Origin of the sequence: Streptomyces sp. NPDC050509, assembly GCF_044457965.1 — a bacterium.
Classification (GTDB): Bacteria; Actinomycetota; Actinomycetes; order Streptomycetales; family Streptomycetaceae; genus Streptomyces.
This window is the reverse complement of sequence record NZ_JBITHL010000001.1, coordinates 424,784-446,542: the sequence shown is the minus strand read 5'-3', so window position 1 is coordinate 446,542 and position 21,759 is coordinate 424,784. Positions and strand designations below refer to the sequence as shown.

Annotated in this window: 1 protein-coding gene; it reads left to right on the top strand. The window is 75.6% G+C overall.

The genetic code is table 11. The features are described from left to right. The first annotated feature begins 16 nt into the window (after window positions 1-16). Window positions 17-21,748 carry a type I polyketide synthase gene (locus tag ACIBJC_RS01575; RefSeq protein ID WP_399286180.1) on the top strand — a complete coding sequence of 7,244 codons (21,732 nt, stop codon included), beginning with the start codon at window positions 17-19 and terminating at the stop codon, window positions 21,746-21,748. Window positions 21,749-21,759: the final 11 nt, after the last annotated feature.

Below are 21,759 nucleotides of genomic sequence, written 5' to 3'. Positions count from 1 at the left end.
CTTGCTAGGAGACACCGTGGCGACCGAACAAGAACTCTTCGCCTACCTCAAGAAAGCCACCAGCGATCTTCAGCAAGCCCGGCGCCGGGTCCGTGAACTGGAGTCGCCGGAGCCCGTCGCCATCGTCGCGATGGCCTGCCGTTACCCCGGCGCGGTGCGCTCACCCGAGGACCTGTGGGAGCTGGTCGCCTCCGGTACCGACGCCGTGACGCCCTTCCCCGACGACCGCGGCTGGGACCTCGACGGGCTCTACGACCCGGACCCGGATGTGCCCGGCACGTCCTACGGCAGGGAGGGCGGCTTCGTCGCCGGCGCCGCCGACTTCGACGCGCCGTTCTTCGGCATCTCGCCGCGCGAGGCGCTGGCCATGGACCCCCAGCAGCGGCTGCTGCTGGAAACGTCGTGGGAGGTCCTGGAGCGGGCGGGCATCGACCCGGCCGCCCTGCGCGCCGGCAGGACCGGAGTCTTCACCGGGATCAGCCACCAGGACTACGCGCTGGGCCTGAACACCTCCGCCGAGGTCTCCGAGGGACACCTCATGACGGGCAACGCCGTCAGTGTGATGTCCGGCCGCGTCGCGTACACCTTTGGCTTCGAGGGGCCCGCGGTCACCGTCGACACCGCCTGCTCGTCGTCGTTGGTCGCCCTGCACCTCGCCGTGCAGTCGCTGCGCACGGGGGAGTGCACCCTCGCGCTCGCGGGCGGGGCCACCGTGATGGCCACCCCGAACGCCTTCACCCGGTTCAGCCGGGAGCGCGGACTGGCCCCCGACGGCCGGTGCAAGGCGTTCGGCGCGGGCGCCGACGGCACCGGGTTCAGCGACGGTGTCGGCGTCCTGCTGCTGGAACGGCTCTCGGACGCCGAGCGCAACGGACACCGGGTGCTGGCGGTCGTCCGGGGCAGCGCGGTCAACCAGGACGGCGCGTCCAACGGGCTGACCGCCCCCAACGGCCCCGCCCAGCAGCGCGTCATCCGGGAGGCGCTGGCCGCCGCCGGGCTCGACCCGGCCGAGGTCGACGCCGTCGAGGCGCACGGTACGGGGACCACACTCGGCGACCCGATCGAGGCGCAGGCGCTCCTCGCGACGTACGGGCAGAACCGTGAACGTCCGCTGTGGCTGGGCTCGTTGAAGTCCAACATCGGGCACACGCAGGCCGCCGCGGGTGTCGGCGGTGTGATCAAGATGGTGCAGGCGATGCGCCACGGTGTCCTGCCGAGGACCCTGCACGCCGACGAGCCCTCGCCCCGGGTGGACTGGTCGGCCGGGGCGGTGGAACCGCTCACCGAGCCCCGGCCGTGGGAGCCCGGCGCCGGAGGCGTCCGCAGGGCCGGCGTCTCCTCCTTCGGTATCAGCGGTACGAACGCGCACGTCATCCTGGAGGAGCCGCCCGCCCGCCAGGGGACCCCTCGGGCGCCGGGGCGGGCACCGGCCGCGACGCCCTGGGTGCTCTCCGCCAGGAGCGCGCCCGCCCTGCGGGCCCAGGCCGAGGCGCTGCTCGCCTTCCTGGACCCGCGCCGGGACCACCACGCCGACCCCACCGACACGCACACCGACACCGCCGCCGACACCGATGCTGCCGTCACCGACACCGCCGCCGACACCGATGCTGCCGTCACCGACACCGACCTCGCCTTCTCCCTGGCGACCACGCGGGCCGCGCTGGAACACCGCGCCACGGCCGTCGCCGGGGACCGGGACGGCCTGCTCGCCGCGGTGCGGACCATCGCCGACGGATCGGCGGCCACCACCGTGGCCGGCTCCGGCCCCAAGGTCGCGTTCCTCTTCGCGGGCCAGGGCTCCCAGCGCGTCGGTATGGGCCGGGAACTCGCCGCGCGCTTCCCGGTGTTCGCCGCCGCGCTCGACACGGTGTGCGCGGCCCTCGACCCGTATCTCGACCGGGCGCTGCGTGATGTCATCGACGGTGACGGGCCGACCCTGGACTCCACCGACCACGCCCAGCCCGCGCTGTTCGCGCTGGAAGTGGCGCTCCACCGGCTGCTGGAGTCGTGGGGTGTCCGGCCCGACGCGGTCGCCGGGCACTCGGTCGGGGAGATCGCCGCCGCGCACATCGCCGGGGTGCTGACGCTCGCCGACGCCGCGCTGCTGGTGACCGCCCGGGGGCGGCTGATGCGGTGCCTGCCAGAGGGCGGCGCGATGGTGGCGATCGAGGCCCCGGAGGCCGAAGTCCTTCCGCTCGTCGCCCCGTTCACCGGCCCGCCGACCGGCATCCGCGCCTCGGTCACCGGCGCCCGGGCGTCCGTGGCGGCGGCCCGGGCGTCCGTCGCCGCCGTCAACACCGCGACGTCCACCGTCGTCTCGGGAGACGAGAGCGCCGTACGGGAGATCGCCGCGCACTTCGAGGAGCGAGGCGTCCGCACCAAACGGCTGCGGGTGAGCCACGCCTTCCACTCCCCGCTGATGGAGCCCATGCTCGCCGAGTTCGCCGCGGTCGTCGAGGGCCTGTCGTTCGCCCCGCCCGAGCTCACCTTCGTCTCCACCGTCACCGGCCGGGCCGTGACCGATGAATTGGCCACCCCCGCCTACTGGGTCCGCCACGCGCGGGACGCCGTTCGGTTCGCGGACGCCGTCACCGAACTGGCCGCCCTCGGCGTCACCGCGCTCGTGGAACTGGGCCCGGACGCGACCCTCTCCGCCATGGCCGCGGGCGCCGCCCCGCTGGTCCTGCCGGTGCTGCGCAAGGACCGTGACGAGGAGCGTTCCGCCGCCGCCGCGCTGACCGGCCTGTGGGCGCACGGCGTACCGGTGGCGTGGCCCGCGTACTTCGCCGGCACCGACCCGCGCCCCGCCGACCTGCCCACCTACGCCTTCCAGCGGGAGCGGTACTGGCTCGACCCCGTCACGTCCGCGCCCGGCCGGGCGAGCGCCCTCGGGCTCGGCGCCGCCGACCACCCGCTGCTCGGCGCCGTCACCACCCTCGCCGCGGGCGACGGGCTGCTGTTCACCGGCCGGCTCGCCACCGCGACCCACCGGTGGCTCGCCGACCACGTCGTCGACGGCACCGTCCTGCTGCCCGGCACCGCCTTCGTGGAACTGGCCGTACGCGCCGGGGACGAGGCGGGGTGCGACCGCGTCGACGAACTCACCCTGCTCGCCCCGCTCGTCCTGCCCGCGCACGACGGGGTACGCCTCCAGATCGCGGTGGGCGCGCCCGATCCCGCGGGCCGGCGCGCCGTCACCCTGCACTCCCGGCCCGAGGGGTACGGCGCGGACGAACCGTGGACGCTGCACGCGAGCGGTCTCCTCGCCCCGTCCACCACCCCGCCACCGGACGACCTCGCGGTCTGGCCGCCCGAGGGCGCCACGGCGCTGCCGGTCGACGGGGTCTACGCGCGCCTGGCCGAACGGGGTTACGGATACGGGCCCGCGTTCCAGGGGCTGCGCGCGGCCTGGACCCGCGGCGACGAGGTCTTCGCCGAGGTCGCCCTGGACCCGGTGGGGCAGCGGGACGCTGCGGCGTTCGGCCTCCATCCGGCGCTGCTGGACGCCGCCCTGCACGCCACCGCCGTACGGACCCTCGGCGACGGGGGCGCGAGGCTGCTGCCGTTCTCCTGGAACGGCGTGTCGCTGTACGCCTCGGGCGCGACCGCGCTGCGCGTGCGGGTCGCCCCGGCGGACGACGGCGCGCTCTCCGTGTACGTGACGGACGACGAGGGGCGCCCCGTCGCCTCGGTCGACGCGCTGACCGTACGGGCGGCCGGCGCCGGCGACTTCACGGCGGCCGGAGGGGGCGACGACGCGCTGTTCCGGCTCGACTGGACCGAACTCCCGCCCGCCGACACTCCGGAACGGGAACCCGGGAGCCTGGTGGTGCTCGGTGGCGACGGCCTCGGACTCGACCTCGATGCCGGTGTCGGTGTCGGTCCCGCCGCGCGCGTCCACGCCGCACTCGCGGAGCTGGACACCGTGCCGGACACCGTCCTCGCGCCGTTCCTCACCCCCGGTGCGGGCGGCACGGACCTCGCGGGCGCCGCCCACACCGCCACCCGGCGGGCGCTCGCGCTCGTACAGGATTGGCTCGCCGACGAACGGTTCGCGGCGTCCAGGCTGGTCTTTCTCACCCGTGGCGCGCTCACCGCCGATCTGGCGAACGCGCCGGTCTGGGGCCTCGTACGCGCCGCGCAGTCGGAGCACCCCGGCCGGTTCACCCTGCTCGACCTGGACGAGATCACCCCCGAGGGCGTCCGCGCGGGACTGGCCGTCGATCATCCCCAACTCAAGCTGACAGAAGGGCGGTTGAGGGTTCCCCGACTCACCAGGGCGGGCGCCGCCGGTGGCGCGGAGCGCCCCGCCCCCTGGTCCCCGTCCGGAACCGTACTGATCACCGGCGGTACGGGCGGACTCGGGGGCCTGGTCGCCCGCCATCTCGTCACCGCGCACGGGATGCGCCGGCTCGTCCTGGCCGGCAGGCGTGGACCCGAGGCCCCCGGCGCGGCCGAACTCACTGCGGAATTAGGTGCGTTGGGTGCCGAGGTGACCGTCGTGGCCTGCGACGCCGCCGACCGGGACGCCCTGGCCGCCCTCTTGGCCACGCACCCGCCGAACGCCGTCGTGCACACGGCGGGCGTGCTGGACGACGGTGTCATCGCCTCGCTGACCCCCGAGCGCCTCGACGCCGTCCTGCGGCCCAAGGTGGACGCCGCCGTCAACCTGCACGAACTCGCCCCGGACCTCGACGCGTTCGTCCTCTTCTCCTCGGCGTCCGGACTGCTCGGCGGCGCCGGACAGGCCAACTACGCCGCCGCCAACGCCTTTCTCGACGCCCTCGCCACTGCCCGTACCGCACAGGGACTGCCCGCGCTCTCCCTCGCCTGGGGAGCCTGGGCCGGTGACCACGGCATGACCGGCGCCCTGGACGCGGCCGACACCCGGCGGATGGCGCGCGGCGGAATGCTGCCGCTCGGCGCCGAGCGCGGACTCGGCCTCCTCGACCTGGCACAGGCGGCGGACCGGCCGCTGCTCGTCCCGATGCTGCTGGACACCGCCGCCGTACGGGACTCCGGCGAGCCCGTGCCCGAACTCCTGCGCGGCCTGGTCCGGCCGCCCCGTCGGCGCGGCGCGGCGGGCGGGGCCGGGGACGGCGGCACCACCGCCCTGGCGCGGCGGCTGGCCGCGCTCGACCCGGCCGACCGCGCGGCCGAACTGCTCACCCTCGTCCGTACCGAGGTCGCCCTCGCCCTCGGGTACGCCGATCCGGGGACCATCGAGGCCGACAAGGCGTTCAAGGAGCTGGGCTTCGACTCGCTGACCGCCGTGGAGCTGCGCAACGCGCTGCACACGCGGACCGGGCTCCGGCTGCCCGCCACCCTCCTGTTCGACGCGCCCACCCCGCTGGTGCTCGCCGACCGGCTCGCCGCCGAACTCGCCGGGACCGGCGAACCGGGCGCCGCCGCCCCCGCCGCCCAGACGCGCGCCCGTACCGACCAGGAGCCGATCGCCATCGTCGCGATGGGGTGCCGCCTCCCCGGCGGGGTGCGCTCGCCCGAGGAGCTGTGGTCCCTCGTCACCGGTGGCGTCGACGCCGTCTCCGCCTTCCCGGACGACCGGGGCTGGGACGTGGACGCGCTGTACGACACGGACCCCGACCGGCCGGGCACCTCGTACACCCGGCACGGCGGATTCCTGCGGGACGCGAGCCTGTTCGACCCGGCCTTCTTCGGGATGAGCCCCCGCGAGGCGCTGGCCACCGACCCGCAGCAGCGGCTGCTGCTGGAGACCACCTGGGAGGTGTTCGAACGCGCCGGTATCGACCCGGCGACAGTGAAGGGGACCCCGACCGGTGTCTTCGTCGGGGTCATGTACAACGACTACGCACAGTGCCTGGCGGAGAACCTGGAAGGGCACATCGCCGGCGGCAGCGCCGCCAGCGTGGCATCAGGGCGCCTCTCGTACACCTTCGGCCTCGAAGGCCCCGCCGTCACCGTGGACACGGCGTGCTCCTCCTCACTGGTCGCCGTGCACCTCGCCGCCCAGTCGCTGCGGCAGGGCGAGTGCACCCTGGCGCTCGCGGGCGGCGTCACCGTCATGTCCACCCCCACCACCTTCGTCGAGTTCTCCCGCCAGCGGGGCCTCTCGCCCGACGGCCGGTGCAAGGCGTACGGCGCGGACGCGGACGGCACCGGCTGGTCCGAGGGCGTCGGCCTGCTCCTGCTGGAACGGCTCTCCGACGCCGAGCGCAACGGCCACGAGATCCTCGCCGTCGTCCGGGGCAGCGCGGTCAACCAGGACGGCGCGTCCAACGGACTGACCGCCCCCAACGGCCCCGCCCAGCAGCGCGTCATCCGCCAGGCCCTCGCCAACGCCGGGCTCGGCGCCGCCGACATCGAGATTGTGGAAGGACACGGTACGGGGACGACCCTGGGCGACCCGATCGAGGCGCAGGCCCTGCTCGCCACGTACGGACAGGACCGGGACCGCCCCCTGTGGCTGGGCTCGCTGAAGTCCAACATCGGGCACACCCAGGCCGCCGCGGGCGTCGGCGGCATCATCAAGATGGTGCAGGCCATCCGGCACGGCGTCCTGCCCAGGACCCTGCACGCGGACGAGCCGTCACCGCACGTGGACTGGTCCGCAGGCGCCGTCTCGCTGCTCCACGAGAACCTGCCGTGGCCCGGGACGGGACGACCGCGCCGCGCCGGTGTCTCCTCCTTCGGGGTGAGCGGCACCAACGCGCACACCCTCCTCGAAGAGGCCCCGCGCCAGGCCGCCCCGCCCCGGGCCCGCGAGGTGCCGCCGCTGACGGAGCCGGTGCCCTGGATCCTCTCCGCGAAGACCCCGCAGGCCCTGCGCGAACAGGCCGTCCGGCTCGCCCGGCACCTGGACGACGACCCGGAGGCCTCCGGCGCCACCGCCGCCGATGTCGGACTGTCCCTGGCGACCACCCGGTCCGCCTTCGACCACCGGGCCGTCCTCGTCGGCCACGACCACACCGCATTCCGCACCCTGCTCGACGCGTTGGCGACCGACACCGTCTCGGACCGGATCGTACGGGGCACCGCGCGCCCCACGGGCAAGACCGTCTTCGTCTTCCCCGGTCAGGGCTCCCAATGGCCCGGCATGGCCGTCGACCTGCTCGGACACCCGGTGTTCCGGGCCCGGATGGAGGAGTGTGCCGCCGCGCTCGCCCCCCATGTGGAATGGTCCCTGTGGGACGTCCTGGGCGACGCCGAGGCGCTGCGGCGCGTGGACGTCGTCCAGCCCGCGCTGTTCGCCGTGATGGTCTCGCTCGCCGCACTGTGGCGCTCGTACGGTGTGGAGCCCGCCGCCGTCGTCGGACACTCCCAGGGCGAGATCGCCGCCGCCTGCGTCGCGGGCGGACTCTCCCTGCCCGACGCGGCCGAGGTCGTCGCCCTGCGCAGCCGGGCGATCCTGGCACTCGCCGGACGCGGCGGCATGGTGTCACTGCCCCTGTCCGCCGCCGAGGCGGCCGGGCGCCTCGCCCGCTGGGACGGTCTGTCGGTCGCCGCGGTCAACGGACCCCGCTCCGTCGTGGTGGCCGGCGACGACCAGGCCCTCGACGAGTTGCTGGCCTCCTGCGAGGCCGACGACATCCGCGCCCGCCGTGTCCCCGTCGACTACGCCTCCCACTCCGCGCACGTCGAAGCCGTCCGGGAGGAGCTGCGTACCGTCCTGGACGGCATCGCACCACGCCCCGGCCGCGTCGCCTTCTACTCGGCCGTCACCGGCGGCCTCCTCGACACCACCGCACTCGACCCCGCCTACTGGTACCGCAACCTCCGCGAGACCGTACGGTTCGACGAGGCCACCCGGGCCCTCTCCGACAGCGGCCACCACCGCTTCATCGAGATGGGACCGCACCCCGTCCTCGCCGTGGGGATCCGCGAGACCCTGGAAGAGCTCGGCGCCGACGGCCAGGTCCTCGGCTCGCTGCGCCGCGACGACGGCGGCCCCGAGCGCCTGCTGCTCTCCCTCGCCGAAGCACACGCCGGAGGCCAACGGCTCGACTGGCAGGCGGTCTTCGCCGGGCTCGGCGCGCGCCGCGTCCCGCTGCCGACGTACCCGTTCCGGGCCGAGCGGTACTGGCCCGCCCCGCGCGCCGGACGGCGCGGCGACCTCACCGCCCTCGGACTGAGCGCGAGCGGCCATCCGCTGTTCGGCGCCGGGGTCCCGATGGCCGAGGGCGACGGCGTACTCCTCGTCGGCGCGCTCTCCCTGGCCACCCACCCGTGGCTGGCCGACCACACCGTGGGGGACACGGTCCTCCTGCCCGGCACGGCCTTCGTGGAACTGGCGCTGCGCGCCGGGGACCACGTCGGCTGCGCCGGACTCGCCGAACTCACCCTCCAGGCACCGCTGATCCTGCCCGCCCGGGGCACCGTACGCCTCCAGCTCACGGTGGGGGAGCCGGACGAACACGGCAGGCGGCCCCTCACGGCCGGCTCCCGGCAGGACGACGACGAGCCATGGACCCGGCACGCCACCGGCGTCCTGGAACCGACGGCCGCCGCGCCGGGACCGGGCCCCGACGCCACGGACTTCACCGCGTGGCCGCCGCCCGGCGCCACCCCCGTCGCGGTCGACGACCTCTACGACCGGCTGCCCGGCATCGGGCTGCGGTACGGCCCCGCCTTCCAGGGCCTCCGCGCGCTCTGGCGGCGTGGCGACGACCTGTTCGCCGAGGTACGGCTCGCCCCCGAACAGCGCGACGAGGCAGGGCTGTTCGGAGTGCACCCCGCCCTGCTGGACGCGGCGCTCCACCCGTCCCTGACCGGCGTCCTGGACGGCGACACGCACGACGGACAGGTGTCGCTGCCCTTCGCGTGGACCGGGGTGGCCCTCCACGCGACGGGCGCGAGCGCGCTACGGGTCCGGCTCGCCCAGGGAGGCCGCGTCGAGGCCGCCGACGAAAGGGGCGCGCCGGTGGCGACCGTGGGCGGCCTGACCTCCCGGCCTGTCCCCGTCGCCGGACTCGCCGCACACGGCCCGCTGTACCGGATCGTCTGGCAGCCGCTCGCCCCGGACCCGGCCGGTGACGCACCCGGTACGGGCGGGGTGGTCCTGGGCGAGGACATTCTCGGCCTCGGACTGCCCGCGTACCCCGACCTCGACACGCTCGCCGCCGCCCGCCCGGCGGCCGGGCCGGTGTTCGCCACCCTGTCGGGCGGGCCGGGGGCGGACGCCGTCCACACCGCCACGCACGAGGCGCTGGCCCTGGCCCGGGCGTGGACCGGCGACGAACGCTTCGACGGGTCCCGCCTGGTCGTGGTGGGCCGGGGCACGGTCGCGGCGACCGGTGACGAGGACGTGCCCGACCTGGCCGCGGCAGCCGCACACGGGCTGCTGCGCTCGGCGCAGTCGGAGCACCCCGACCGGATCGTCCTGGTCGACATCGACCACACCGGGGACCCGGCGGCCCTGCTGTACGCCGCGGTGGCCTCCGGTGAGCCGCAAGTCGCCGTACGCGGCGGGGAGTTGCGCGCACCGCGACTGGACCGCGTGCCGGCGGACGCCGAGGCGCCGACCGGGTCCTGGGATCCGGACGGTACGGTGCTGATCACCGGTGGCACCGGTGTGCTGGGCGGCCTGGTCGCCCGGCATCTCGCCGCCACGCACGGGGTACGGAATCTCCTGCTGACCAGCAGGCACGGCGCCGATTCCCCGGGCGCCACCGAACTCGCCGCGGAGCTGGAGGCGTTGGGCGCCGAGGTGACCGTCGCGGCCTGCGACGCCGCCGACCGGGACGCCCTGGCGGCCCTGCTGGCCGGCCACCGGATCACCTCCGTCGTGCACACCGCCGGTGTGCTGGACGACGGGGTCATCGGCGCACTCACCCCCGAACGCGTCGACACCGTCCTGCGGCCCAAGGCCGACGCGGCACTCCACCTCCATGAACTCACCCAGGATCTCGACGCGTTCGTGCTGTTCTCCTCGGCCGCCGCCGCGTTCGGCGCCCCCGGACAGGGCAACTACGCGGCGGGCAACGCCTTCCTCGACGCGCTCGCCCAGCACCGCAGGGCCGGCGGGCTGCCCGCCGTGTCGCTCGCCTGGGGCCTGTGGGAGCAGTCCAGCGCGATGACCGGCCACCTCGGCGCGGACGACCTCGCCCGGCAGCGGGCGACCGGAGCCCTCGCGCTCCCGTCGGCGGAGGGGCTACGGCTCTTCGACGCGGCGACGGCCACGCGGGGCACGGACTCGGTGACCGGCGCGGACTCAACGGCGTTTCAGGATCCGGCACTTCTCCTGCCGCTGCGGCTGGACCTCGCCCGGCTGCGCGCCTCCGCCGCCCCCGTCCCCGCGCTGCTGCGCGGACTCGTCAGGACCGCCGCGCGCCCCACCGCCGGTACGGCCACCGCCGACGGCTCCGGGCTCGCCCACCGGCTGACCGCCCTCCCCGTCGAGCAGCAGCACCGCGAACTCCTCGACCTGGTACGGGGCCACGCCGCTGCCGTACTCGGCCACCCGGGACCGGAGGCGATCGACCCGGACACGGCCACCCGCGACCTCGGCTTCGACTCGCTCACCGCCGTGGCGCTCCGCAATCAGCTCGCCGAGGCCACCGGGCTGCGGCTGCCCGCCACCCTCGTCTTCGACCACCCGACCCCGGCCGCGCTCGCCGCCACCCTGCGCACCCGGCTGACCGGCACGTCCGAGGCACCGGCCGCGCCGGTCGCCGGGACCGTCGTACCGTCCGACGACCCGATCGCCGTCGTCGGGATGGCGTGCCGCTACCCCGGCGGGGTGCGCTCGCCCGAGGACCTGTGGGAACTGGTGGCGGCGGGCGGCGACGCGATCGCCGCGATGCCCGGCGACCGGGGCTGGGACATCGACGCGCTCCACGACCCCGACCAGGACCGCACCGGCACCTTCTCCACCCGCGAGGGCGGATTCCTCTACGACGCCGCCGCGTTCGACCCGGCGTTCTTCGGGATCTCCCCGCGTGAGGCCCTGGCCATGGACCCGCAGCAACGCCTGCTGCTGGAGACCTCGTGGCAGGCGTTCGAACGGGCCGGTATCGACCCCGCGACGGCGCGCGGCAGCAGGACCGGTGTGTTCGTCGGCGTCATGTACCACGACTACGGCGCCGGGGCGGACGCCGTACCCGAGGACGTCGAGGGGTATCTCGGCGGCGGTACGGCGGGCAGTGTCGCCTCCGGCCGCGTCTCCTACACCCTCGGTCTCGAAGGCCCGGCGGTCACCGTCGACACCGCCTGCTCCTCCTCGCTGGTCACCCTGCACCTCGCCGCGCAGGCGCTGCGGGCCGGCGACTGCACCATGGCGCTCGCGGGCGGCGCCACGGTGATGTCGACGCCCGGCACCTTCATTGAGTTCTCGCGGCAGCGCGGCCTCGCCGCCGACGGCCGCTGCAAGTCCTTCGCCGCGGGCGCCGACGGCACCGGCTGGGGCGAGGGCGCCGGAGTGCTCCTCCTGGAACGGCTCTCCGACGCCGAACGCAACGGCCACGACGTGCTCGCGATCGTCCGGTCCACCGCGATCAACCAGGACGGCGCCTCCAACGGCCTCTCCGCGCCCAACGGCCCCGCCCAGCAACGGGTGATCCGCCAGGCCCTGGCCAACGCCCGGCTCTCCTCCGCCGACGTGGACGTGGTCGAGGGGCACGGTACGGGGACCACGCTCGGCGACCCGATCGAGGCGGACGCGCTCCTGGCAACGTACGGGCAGGACCGTGAACACCCGCTCTGGCTAGGCTCGTTGAAGTCGAACATCGGGCACACCCAGGCCGCCGCCGGGGTCGCGGGCGTCATCAAGATGGTGCAGGCGCTGCGGCACGGCCTGCTGCCCCGCACCCTGCACGTGGACGAACCGAGCCCGCACATCGACTGGACGGCGGGAGCGGTACGCCTGCTCACCGACGCCCGGCCGTGGCCCGGGACGGGACGGCCGCGCCGCGCCGGTGTCTCCTCGTTCGGGGTGAGCGGCACCAACGCGCACGCCATCCTCGAACAGGCCCCCGAAGTGCCCCTGCCCGACCATCGGGACAGCCCGGCCCCCGGTGCGGTGCCGTGGGTGCTCTCGGCGAAGACCCCCGAGGCGCTGCGCGCCCAGGCCGAGCGGCTGGCCGCGCTGGCCGTGAACCGTTCTCCGGCCGATGTCGGCCTGTCCCTCGCCACCACCCGTACCCGCTTCGAGCACCGGGCGGTGGTGATCGGCGCGGACGGCGCCGCGCTGCTCGCGGGCACGGACGCCCTGGCGCACGGCGAGCCCAGGGCCGATGTCGTCGAGGGCGTCGCGGACCTGCGTGGCCGTACCGTCTTCGTCTTCCCCGGCCAGGGCTCCCAATGGGTGGGTATGGCAGGCGAGTTGATGGAGTCCTCGCCGGTGTTCGCGGCGCGGATGGCGGAGTGTGGGGACGCGCTGGCGCCGTACACGGGCTGGTCGTTGTCCGAAGTGCTGGGCGATGGTGTGGCGTTGGAGCGGGTGGATGTGGTGCAGCCCGCATTGTTCGCGGTGATGGTGTCGCTGGCCGCGCTCTGGCGCTCGTACGGTGTGGAGCCGGCGGCGGTCGTCGGGCACAGCCAGGGGGAGATCGCCGCCGCCTGTGTCGCGGGCGCGCTGTCGCTGGCCGACGCCGCCAGGATCGTCGCGCTGCGCAGCCGGGCCATCGCCGCGACCCTGGCCGGCCACGGCGGCATGGTGTCGCTCGCGCTCTCCGTCGCCGAGGCCGAGAGCGAACTCGCGCACCGGGACGGCCGGATCACCCTCGCCGCGGTCAACGGCCCCCGCTCCGTGGTCGTGGCGGGGGAGCCAACCGCCCTGGAGGAGCTGCGGGCCGCCGTCGAGGAGAGCGGCCGGCGGGCCCGGCGGATCCCGGTCGACTACGCCTCGCACACCGCCCAGGTCGAGGCGGTCGAGGCCGAACTCCTCACCACCCTGGCCGATGTGGCGCCGAGAGCCGCCACCGTGCCGTTCTTCTCGACGGTCACCGCCGGATGGCTCGACGGCACCCGACTCGACGCCGTGTACTGGTACCGCAATCTGCGCGAACCGGTCCGCTTCGAGGAAGCCGTCCGGGAACTCGCCACCCAGGGCTTCGACTTCTTCGTCGAGACGAGCGGCCATCCGGTGCTGACCGTCGGCGTACGCGAGACGCTCGACGCCCTCGACTCGCCCGCCGTCACCCTGGGTTCGCTGCGCCGCGACGACGGCGGACCTGATCGCTTCCTGCGGTCACTGGCGGAGGGGCATGTGCGCGGGCTGGCCGTCGAGTGGACGCCCGCGTTCCCGGGCGGCCGTCGTATCGCCTTGCCCACCTACGCCTTCCAGCGCGAGCGCTACTGGCTGGAGTCCGGCAGGCAGCGCGCGACGGCTCCGAGGGACGCAACGGCTCCGAGGGACGCGGCGGACCGCGCGTTCTGGGCCGCCGTCGAGCGCGAGGACCTGGCCGAGCTGACCGGCACCCTCGCCCTGACCGGGGACGAACCCCTCAGCGCCGTACTGCTCGCGCTCTCCTCCTGGCGGCGACGCCACCGGGAACGCTCCCGCACGGACGGCTGGCGCTACCGGATCACCTGGCAGCCCGTCGCCGCCACGCGCCGGCCGGCCGCAGGCACCCGGCTGGTCCTGCTGCCCGCCACCGGCGACGGGGCCGCGTGGGCCGACGCGCTCGGCGACGCGCTTGGCGACGCCACGGTACGGATCGTGGTGGACGGCGAGGACCGGGCCGCCCTCGCCGCCCGGCTGCGTGCGGTACGGGACGCGCTGCCCGACGGCGGCCGGATCACGGGCGTGGTCTCGCTGCTGGCCCTGGACGGCCGCGCCGGGCCGGCCGGAACCGCCGTGCCCGTGGGTACGGCCGCGACCCTCACCCTGGTGCAGGCCCTCGGCGATGCCGATGTGGACGCCCCGCTGTGGCTGCTGACCCGGGGCGCCGTCGCGGTCGGCCCCGAGCGGCTCGCACGGGTGCCCCAGGCGCAGATCTGGGGGCTCGGCCGGGTCGTCGCCCTGGAGCACCCGGAACGCTGGGGCGGCCTGATCGACCTGCCCGAGTCGCCCGACGGGGCCGCGGCGGAGCGGTTGGCCGGGGCGCTGACCCGTACCGACGACGAGGACCAACTCGCGATCCGCGCCTCCGGTGTGTACGCCAGGCGCCTCACCCGTGCACCCGAGGCGGCGTCCGCGAGGGTCGCGGACGCGACCTGGCGCCCGTCCGGGACCGTCCTGGTCACCGGCGGCACCGGCGCCCTCGGTGCCCGGGCCGCCCGCTGGCTGGCGGCGTCCGGGGCGAGCCACCTCGTCCTCACCAGCAGGCGTGGCTCCGAGGCGCCCGGCGCGGCCGAACTCGCCGCCGAACTGCGGGCGTCGGGCGCCGAGGTGACCGTCGCCGCCTGCGACGCCGCCGACCGTGACGCGATGGGGCGGCTGCTGGCCGAGCACCCGCCGACCGCGGTCGTCCACACCGCGGGCGTCCTGGACGACGGCGTCCTCGACCACCTCGACACCGGCAGGCTGGAGACGGTGTTCGGCCCCAAGACGGCCGCAGCGACCGTCCTCGACGAGCTGACCCGCGACCTCGGCCTCGACCTCTCGGCGTTCGTCCTGTTCTCCTCGGCCGCCGGAGTACTGGGCAGCGCCGGACAGGCCAACTACGCCGCCGCCAACGCCCATCTCGACGCGCTCGCCGAACAGCGCCGCGCCGACGGCCTCCCTGCCACCTCCGTGGCCTGGGGTGCCTGGGCGGACAGCGGGCTCGCCATGGACGCGGGCGTCGTGGAGCGGCGCCTCCAGCAGGGCGGGGTCGTACCGATGGCCCCCGACCTCGCCCTCGGCGCGCTCCAACAGGCCCTGGACCAGGGCGATACGGCGGTGATGGTCGCCGACATCGACTGGCAGCGCTTCACCGGCGCGGGCGCGGGCCGTACCCGCCCCTGGCTCGGCCGGCTCGCCGGCGCCCCGACCGCCCCCGACAGGACCGCACCGCACGCGGCACCGGATCTCGTCCGGCAACTCAAGGGACAGGGCGCCGCCCAGCGCGCCCGCGCCCTGCGGACGCTCGTCCGGACCCAGGCCGCCGTCGTCCTCGGCCACCCCGGCCCCGCATCCGTGGATCCGGAACGGGCGTTCCGCGAACTCGGCTTCGACTCCCTCACCGCCGTCGAACTGCGCAACCGGCTCGGCGCGGCCACCGGACTGAAACTGCCGAGCACCCTGGTCTTCGACCATCCGACGGCCGCCCTGCTCGCGGACCGCCTGGAGCGCGAACTCTTTGGCGCGGACGAGGCGCCTGCCCCGAACGACGCGCCCGCCCCGAACGACGCGCCCGCCCCGGACGACGCGGCGGCGCCGCTCGCCGCGACCGACAGCGACCCCGTCGTGATCGTCGCCATGAGCTGCCGGTTCCCCGGTGGCGTACGGAACCCGGACGACCTGTGGGAGCTGCTGGCCGCCGGGCGCGACGCCGTCGGCGCGTTCCCGGACGACCGCGGCTGGGACCTCGACGCGCTCCACCACCCCGACCCGGACCACCGGGGCACGACGTACACCCGGCACGGCGCCTTCCTCCACGACGCGCCCGACTTCGACGCCGACCTGTTCGGGATATCGCCGCGCGAGGCCCTGGCCATGGACCCGCAGCAGCGGGTGCTCCTGGAGACGGCCTGGGAGGCGTTCGAGGGCGCGGGCATCGACCCGGCCACCCTGCGGGGCAGCCGGGCCGGGGTCTTCGTCGGCACCAACGGGCAGGACTACGCGGGCGGGCCCGGCGACGCGCCCGAAGGCACCGAGGGCTATCTGCTGGCGGGCAACGCGGCCAGCGTCGTGTCCGGACGCATCGCCTACACCTTCGGCCTGGAGGGCCCGGCCGTCACCGTGGACACCGCCTGTTCCTCCGCGCTGGTCGCCCTGCACTGGGCGGCCCAGGCCCTGCGCCAGGGCGAGTGCACGCTCGCGCTGGCCGGCGGGGTGTCGGTGATGTCGACCCCGGCCGCGTTCGTGGAGTTCTCCCGGCAACGCGGCCTCGCCCCCGACGGCCGGTGCAAGGCGTTCGCCGACTCCGCCGACGGTACGGGCTGGGGCGAGGGCGCCGGACTGGTCGTGCTGGAACGGCTCTCCGACGCCGAACGCCACGGCCATCCGGTACTGGCCCTCGTGCGCGGCAGCGCCGTCAACCAGGACGGCGCCTCCAACGGCCTGACCGCCCCGAACGGCCCCGCGCAGCAGCGGGTGATCCGCCAGGCCCTCGCCCACGCCCGGCTCTCCCCGGCCGACATCGACGCCGTCGAGGCGCACGGCACCGGCACCACCCTCGGCGACCCGATCGAGGCACAGGCGCTGCTCGCCACGTACGGGCAGGACCGCGAACGCCCCCTGTGGCTCGGCTCGGTCAAGTCCAACCTCGGCCACACCCAGGCCGCGGCGGGCATGGCAGGGGTGCTGAAAATGGTGCAGGCCATGCGGCACGCGACCCTGCCCAGGACCCTCCATGTGGACGCGCCGACCTCCCAGGTCGACTGGTCGGCGGGCGCGGTGTCGCTGCTGACCGAGGAGCGGCCGTGGGACGCGGGCGAACGGCCGCGCCGCGCCGGGGTGTCGTCCTTCGGGGTGAGCGGTACCAACGCCCACGTCATCCTCGAACAGGGACCGGCGGCCCCGTCCCGTCCCGTACACCCCGCCGCACCCGGCTCCCCGCCCCTGCCGGTCGTCCTGTCCGGGCGGACCGAACCGGCCCTGCGCGCCCAGGCGGTGCGGCTGCGCGCGCATCTGGACGCGCGTCCGGACGACGCGCTCCGGGACATCGCGTTCTCGCTGGCCACCACCCGCTCCGCGCTCGACCGGCGCGCCGTGGTGCTCGCCGGCTCCCGCGACACGCTGCGGAGCGGACTCGACGCGCTCGCCGAGGGCCGGAGCGCGGCCGGAGTCGTCACCGGCGCCGCCAGGACCGGGCGGAGCGTCGCGTTCCTGTTCTCCGGGCAGGGCTCGCAGCGTGCGGGCATGGGGCGCGAACTGTACGACGCGTACCCCGTGTTCGCCCGCGCGCTCGACGAGATCTGCGCGGAACTCGACCCGCTCCTCGACCCCCGGCTCGGCGGGTCCCTGCGCACGGCCATGTTCCACGGCCCCGCGCGGGACAGCGGCCCCGAGCAGGACAGCGACCCGCTCGACCGCACCGAGCTGACCCAGCCCGCCCTCTTCGCCCTGGAGGCCGCCCTCCACCGGCTGTGGGAACACTGGGGCATCACCCCGGAGTACGTCGCGGGCCACTCCGTCGGCGAGATCGCCGCCGCGCACGTCGCGGGCGTCCTGTCGCTGCCCGACGCCGCCGCCCTGGTGGTGGCGCGCGGACGGCTGATGCAGGCACTGCCCGGCGGCGGCGCGATGCTCGCCGTGAACGCCCCCGAAGCGGCCGTCCTCCCCCTGCTGGCGGAGCACGAGGGCCGCGTGGCCGTCGCCGCCGTCAACGGGCCGACCTCCGTGGTCCTCGCCGGTGACGAGGGCCCGGTCACCCGGATCGGTGAACTCCTCACCGCCTCCGGGGTACGGACCAGGCGACTGCGGGTCAGCCACGCCTTCCACTCGCCGCACATGGACGGGATGCTGACGGAGTTCCGCCGCATCGCCGCCGGATTGACGTACGGCACGCCCCGTATCCCCGTCGTGTCGGCGCTCACCGGCCGGAGCGTCACGGACGAGATGGGCACGGCCCAGTACTGGACCCGGCACGCCCGCGACGCCGTCCGGTTCCACGACGCCGTCGGGACCCTGTGGGACCTCGGCGTCACCGTCTTCGTCGAACTCGGCCCGGACAGCGCGCTCACCCCGATGGTGCTGGAATCCCTCGGCGACGGGGCGAGCGCCCTCCCCGTACTGCGCGGGGACCGGACGGAGACCGACGGCGCGCTCGACGCGCTGGCCCGGCTGCACGTCGCCGGGGTGAGCCCCGACTGGGCCGCCTTCCACGCCGGTTCCGGCGCGGCGCGCGTCCCCGTCCCCTCGTACGCCTTCCAGCGCAGCCGGTACTGGATGGAGCGCCCCGCACCCGCCGCCGACCTCGGCTCCGCCGGGCTCACCGTCTCCGGGCATCCGCTGCTCGGCGCCGGGGTGCCGCTCGCACACGGCCCGGGCGCGCTCTTCACCGGCTCGCTCGCGGTACGGACCCACCCCTGGCTGGCCGACCACACGGTCTCCGGCGTGACCGTCCTGCCCGGCACGGCCTTCGTGGAACTCGCGGTGCACGCCGGGGACCAGGTCGGCTGCGCCACCGTGGAAGAACTCACCATCGAGACACCCCTGGTGCTCCCGGAGCGCGGCGCCGTCCAGATCCAGCTCTGGGTCGACGGACCCGACGCCTCGGGACGCCGCGCACTGAGCCTGTACGGACGGGCAGGGAACGACGACCCGGACGCGCCCGGCGCCTGGACCCGGCACGCCGGCGGAGTCCTCGCGCGGGGCGCCACCGCGCCGGGGGACGCCCTCACGGCATGGCCGCCGTCCGGCGCCGAGCCGGTGCCGGTCGACGACCTGTACCGTACGGTCGCCGACGCCGGGTTCGGCTACGGACCGGTCTTCCGCGGGCTGCGCGCCGCGTGGCGCCGGGGCGACGAGGTGTACGCCGAGGTCGCCCTCCCCGAGGGGAACGGGGCGGCCGACGAGGCCCGCCGGTTCGGCCTGCACCCCGCCCTGCTCGACGCGGCGCTGCACACCGTCGCGCTCTCCCGGGCCGGCCAGGACGGCATCGGACGGATGCCGTTCTCCTGGTCCGGGGTCGCACTGCACGCCTCGGGCGCCGCCGCGCTGCGCGTACGGCTCACCGCCACCGGGACGGACACGGTCGCCCTGACCGTCGCCGACCCGGCCGGGGTGAGCGTCGCCACCGTGGAGTCGCTGAAACTCCGCCCGGTCGCCGCCGGGCTCGGCGCGACCCCCGCCAGGACCGACGCACTCCACACGGTGGAGTGGACCCCGCTGGAGACGACGCCCGTCGACAAGCCCGTCGACGAGCCCGTCGACGAGCCCGTGGACAAGCCTGTGGACAAGCCTGTGGACAAGCCCGTCGACAACTCCATCGCACCCGTAGCACCCGTAGCACCTGTCGCATCCGTCGTACGGATCGCCACGGCCGCCGATCTCGCCGCGCTGGACGACGTCCCCGGCCTCGTCGCCGTGGAACTGCCCCGCACGGCGGGCACGGCGGCCGACCAGGCCCGCGGCGCCGTGCACCGGACGGTGGAGCTGCTTCAGGCCTGGCTCGCGGACCCCCGGTGCGCCGGATCCCGTCTCGCCTTCCTGACCAGCGGCGCGGCAGGCCCCGACGGTCCCACCACCCTCGGCCCCGACAGCCCCGACAGCCCCGACAGCCCCGACGGTCCATACGGCGCCGGCACGCTCGACGGCCTCGGCCAGGCGCCGGTCTGGGGCGCGGTCCGCTCGGCGCGCGCCGAACACCCGGGCCGGTTCCTCCTCGTGGACGCCGACGACCCGGCCGCCTGCCTCGGCCTGCTCCCGTCCCTCGCCACGCTGGACGAACCCGAACTGGCCGTACGCGCCGGGGCGGTCACCGTGCCCCGGCTGACCCGGCTCTCCTCCGACGACGCGCTGGTGCCCCCCGCCGGAACCGCCGCCTGGCGGCTCGACATCCCCGTCCAGGGCACCCCGGACAATCTGCGCCTGGTCGCGGAACCGGCCGCCACCGCACCCCTGGACGACCACGAGATCCGGGTCGCGATCCGCGCGGCGGGCGTCAACTTCCGCGACGTCCTCACCACGCTGGGCGCCTATCCCGGCCCCGCCGTCATCGGCATCGAGGGCGCCGGCATCGTCACCGAAACCGGCGCCGGGGTACCCGACCTGGCCCCCGGCGACCGGGTCGCGGGCATCTTCTCCGGCGCGTTCGGACCGACCGCCGTCACCGACCACCGGATGGTCGCGCGACTCCCCGAGGACTGGTCCTTCGCACAGGCGGCATCGGTCCCCGTCGCGTTCCTGACCGCGTACTACGCCCTCACCGACCTCGCCGGCCTGAAGGAGGGCGAGTCCGTCCTCGTCCACGCCGCGGCCGGCGGGGTCGGCATGGCCGCCGTACAGCTCGCCCGGCATCTGGGCGCCGAGGTGTACGGCACGGCGAGCCCCGGCAAGTGGGCCACCCTCACCGGGGCGGGGCTGCCCGCCGCCCGCGTCTCCTCCTCCCGTACGACCGACTTCGCCGGCCAGTTCCTGACCGCCACGCAAGGACGCGGCGTCGACGTGGTCCTCAACGCGCTCACCGGCGAGTTCATCGACGCCTCGCTGCGCCTGCTGCCCCGGGGAGGCCGCTTCCTGGAGATGGGCAAGGCGGAGATCAGGACCGCCGACGCGGTGGGCACCGGCCATCCGGGCGTCGCCTACCGGGCGTTCGACCTCATGGAGGCGGGGCCCGCGCGCATCCGGGAGATGCTCACCGACATCCTCGGCCTGTTCGCGTCCGGCGCGCTGACCCCGCTGCCCGTCAGGACCTGGGACGTGCGCCGCGCCCGGGAGGCGTTCCGCCACCTCGGCCAGGCCAAGCACATCGGCAAGGTCGTCCTCACCGTGCCCCGCCCGCTCGACCCGGCCGGCACCGTCCTGATCACCGGCGCGAACGGCGCTCTCGGCTCCCACGTCGCGCGCCACCTCGTCACCGAACACGGCGCCCGCACCCTGCTCCTCGTCGGCCGCCGCGGCGCCGACGACCTGCGCGACGAACTGCTCGCGCTCGGCGCCGACGCGACCTCCGCGGCGTGCGACGTCACCGACCGCGACGCCCTGGCCCGGCTGCTCTCCGGGCTCTCCCTGACCGCCGTCGTCCACTGCGCCGGCGTCCTCGACGACGGCGTGGTCACCGCGCTGACCCCCGAGCGGATCGAGGCCGTCCTGCGCCCCAAGGTGGACGCCGCGCTCCATCTGCACGAACTGACCGCCCACCACGACCTCGCCGCGTTCGTCCTGTTCTCCTCGGCCGCCGCCGTCTTCGGCAGCCCGGGGCAGGCCGCCTACGCCGCCGGGAACACCTTCCTCGACGCCCTGGCCCGGCGGCGCCGCGCCGCCGGACTGCCCGCCCAGTCGCTCGCCTGGGGCCCCTGGGCCCCGGACGACGGCATGACCCAGCACCTCACGTCCACCGACCTCACCCGCGTCGCCCGCGGCGGCATGGCCTCCCTGACACCGGCCCAGGGCCTGGCGCTGTACGACGCGGCCGGCGCCGCCGACCAGGCCCTCGTCGTCCCCGTACTCCTGGACCTCGCAGCGCTGCGCACCCCGGCGGCGGGCACCGAAGGACCCGCGGCCCTGCTCCGCGGCCTCGTCACCGCGCCGGCCCGGCGTCCGGCGTCCCCGGCCGGAACGACGGCGTCCGCGACCGCCCCCGAGTGGCCGCGCCGGCTTGCCGCCCTGACCGCCGCCGAACGCGAGCAGGTCCTCGGCGAACTCGTCAGGACCGAGGCCGCCGCCGTCCTCGGCCATGCCACGGCCGACGCCATCGACCCCGACCGGGGCTTCCTCGACCTGGGCTTCGACTCGCTGACGGCGCTGGAACTGCGCAACCGGATGAACGCCGCCACCGCGCTCCGCCTCCCCGCCACCCTCGTCTTCGACCACCCGACCCCGCTCGCCCTCGCCCGGCACCTGCGCGACGCACTGGCCCCGGACCCCGGGACGGATCCGGCGGGTCCCACCGCCACCGGCGCCGCCGACCGCACCGACCCCGCGAAACCCCCGTCGGAGAACCCCATCGACTCCATGGGGCTCGACGGACTGCTTGAGCTGGCGTACGAGAACGCCGACTCGGACTTGGAGATGTCATGACCGGCACCGGC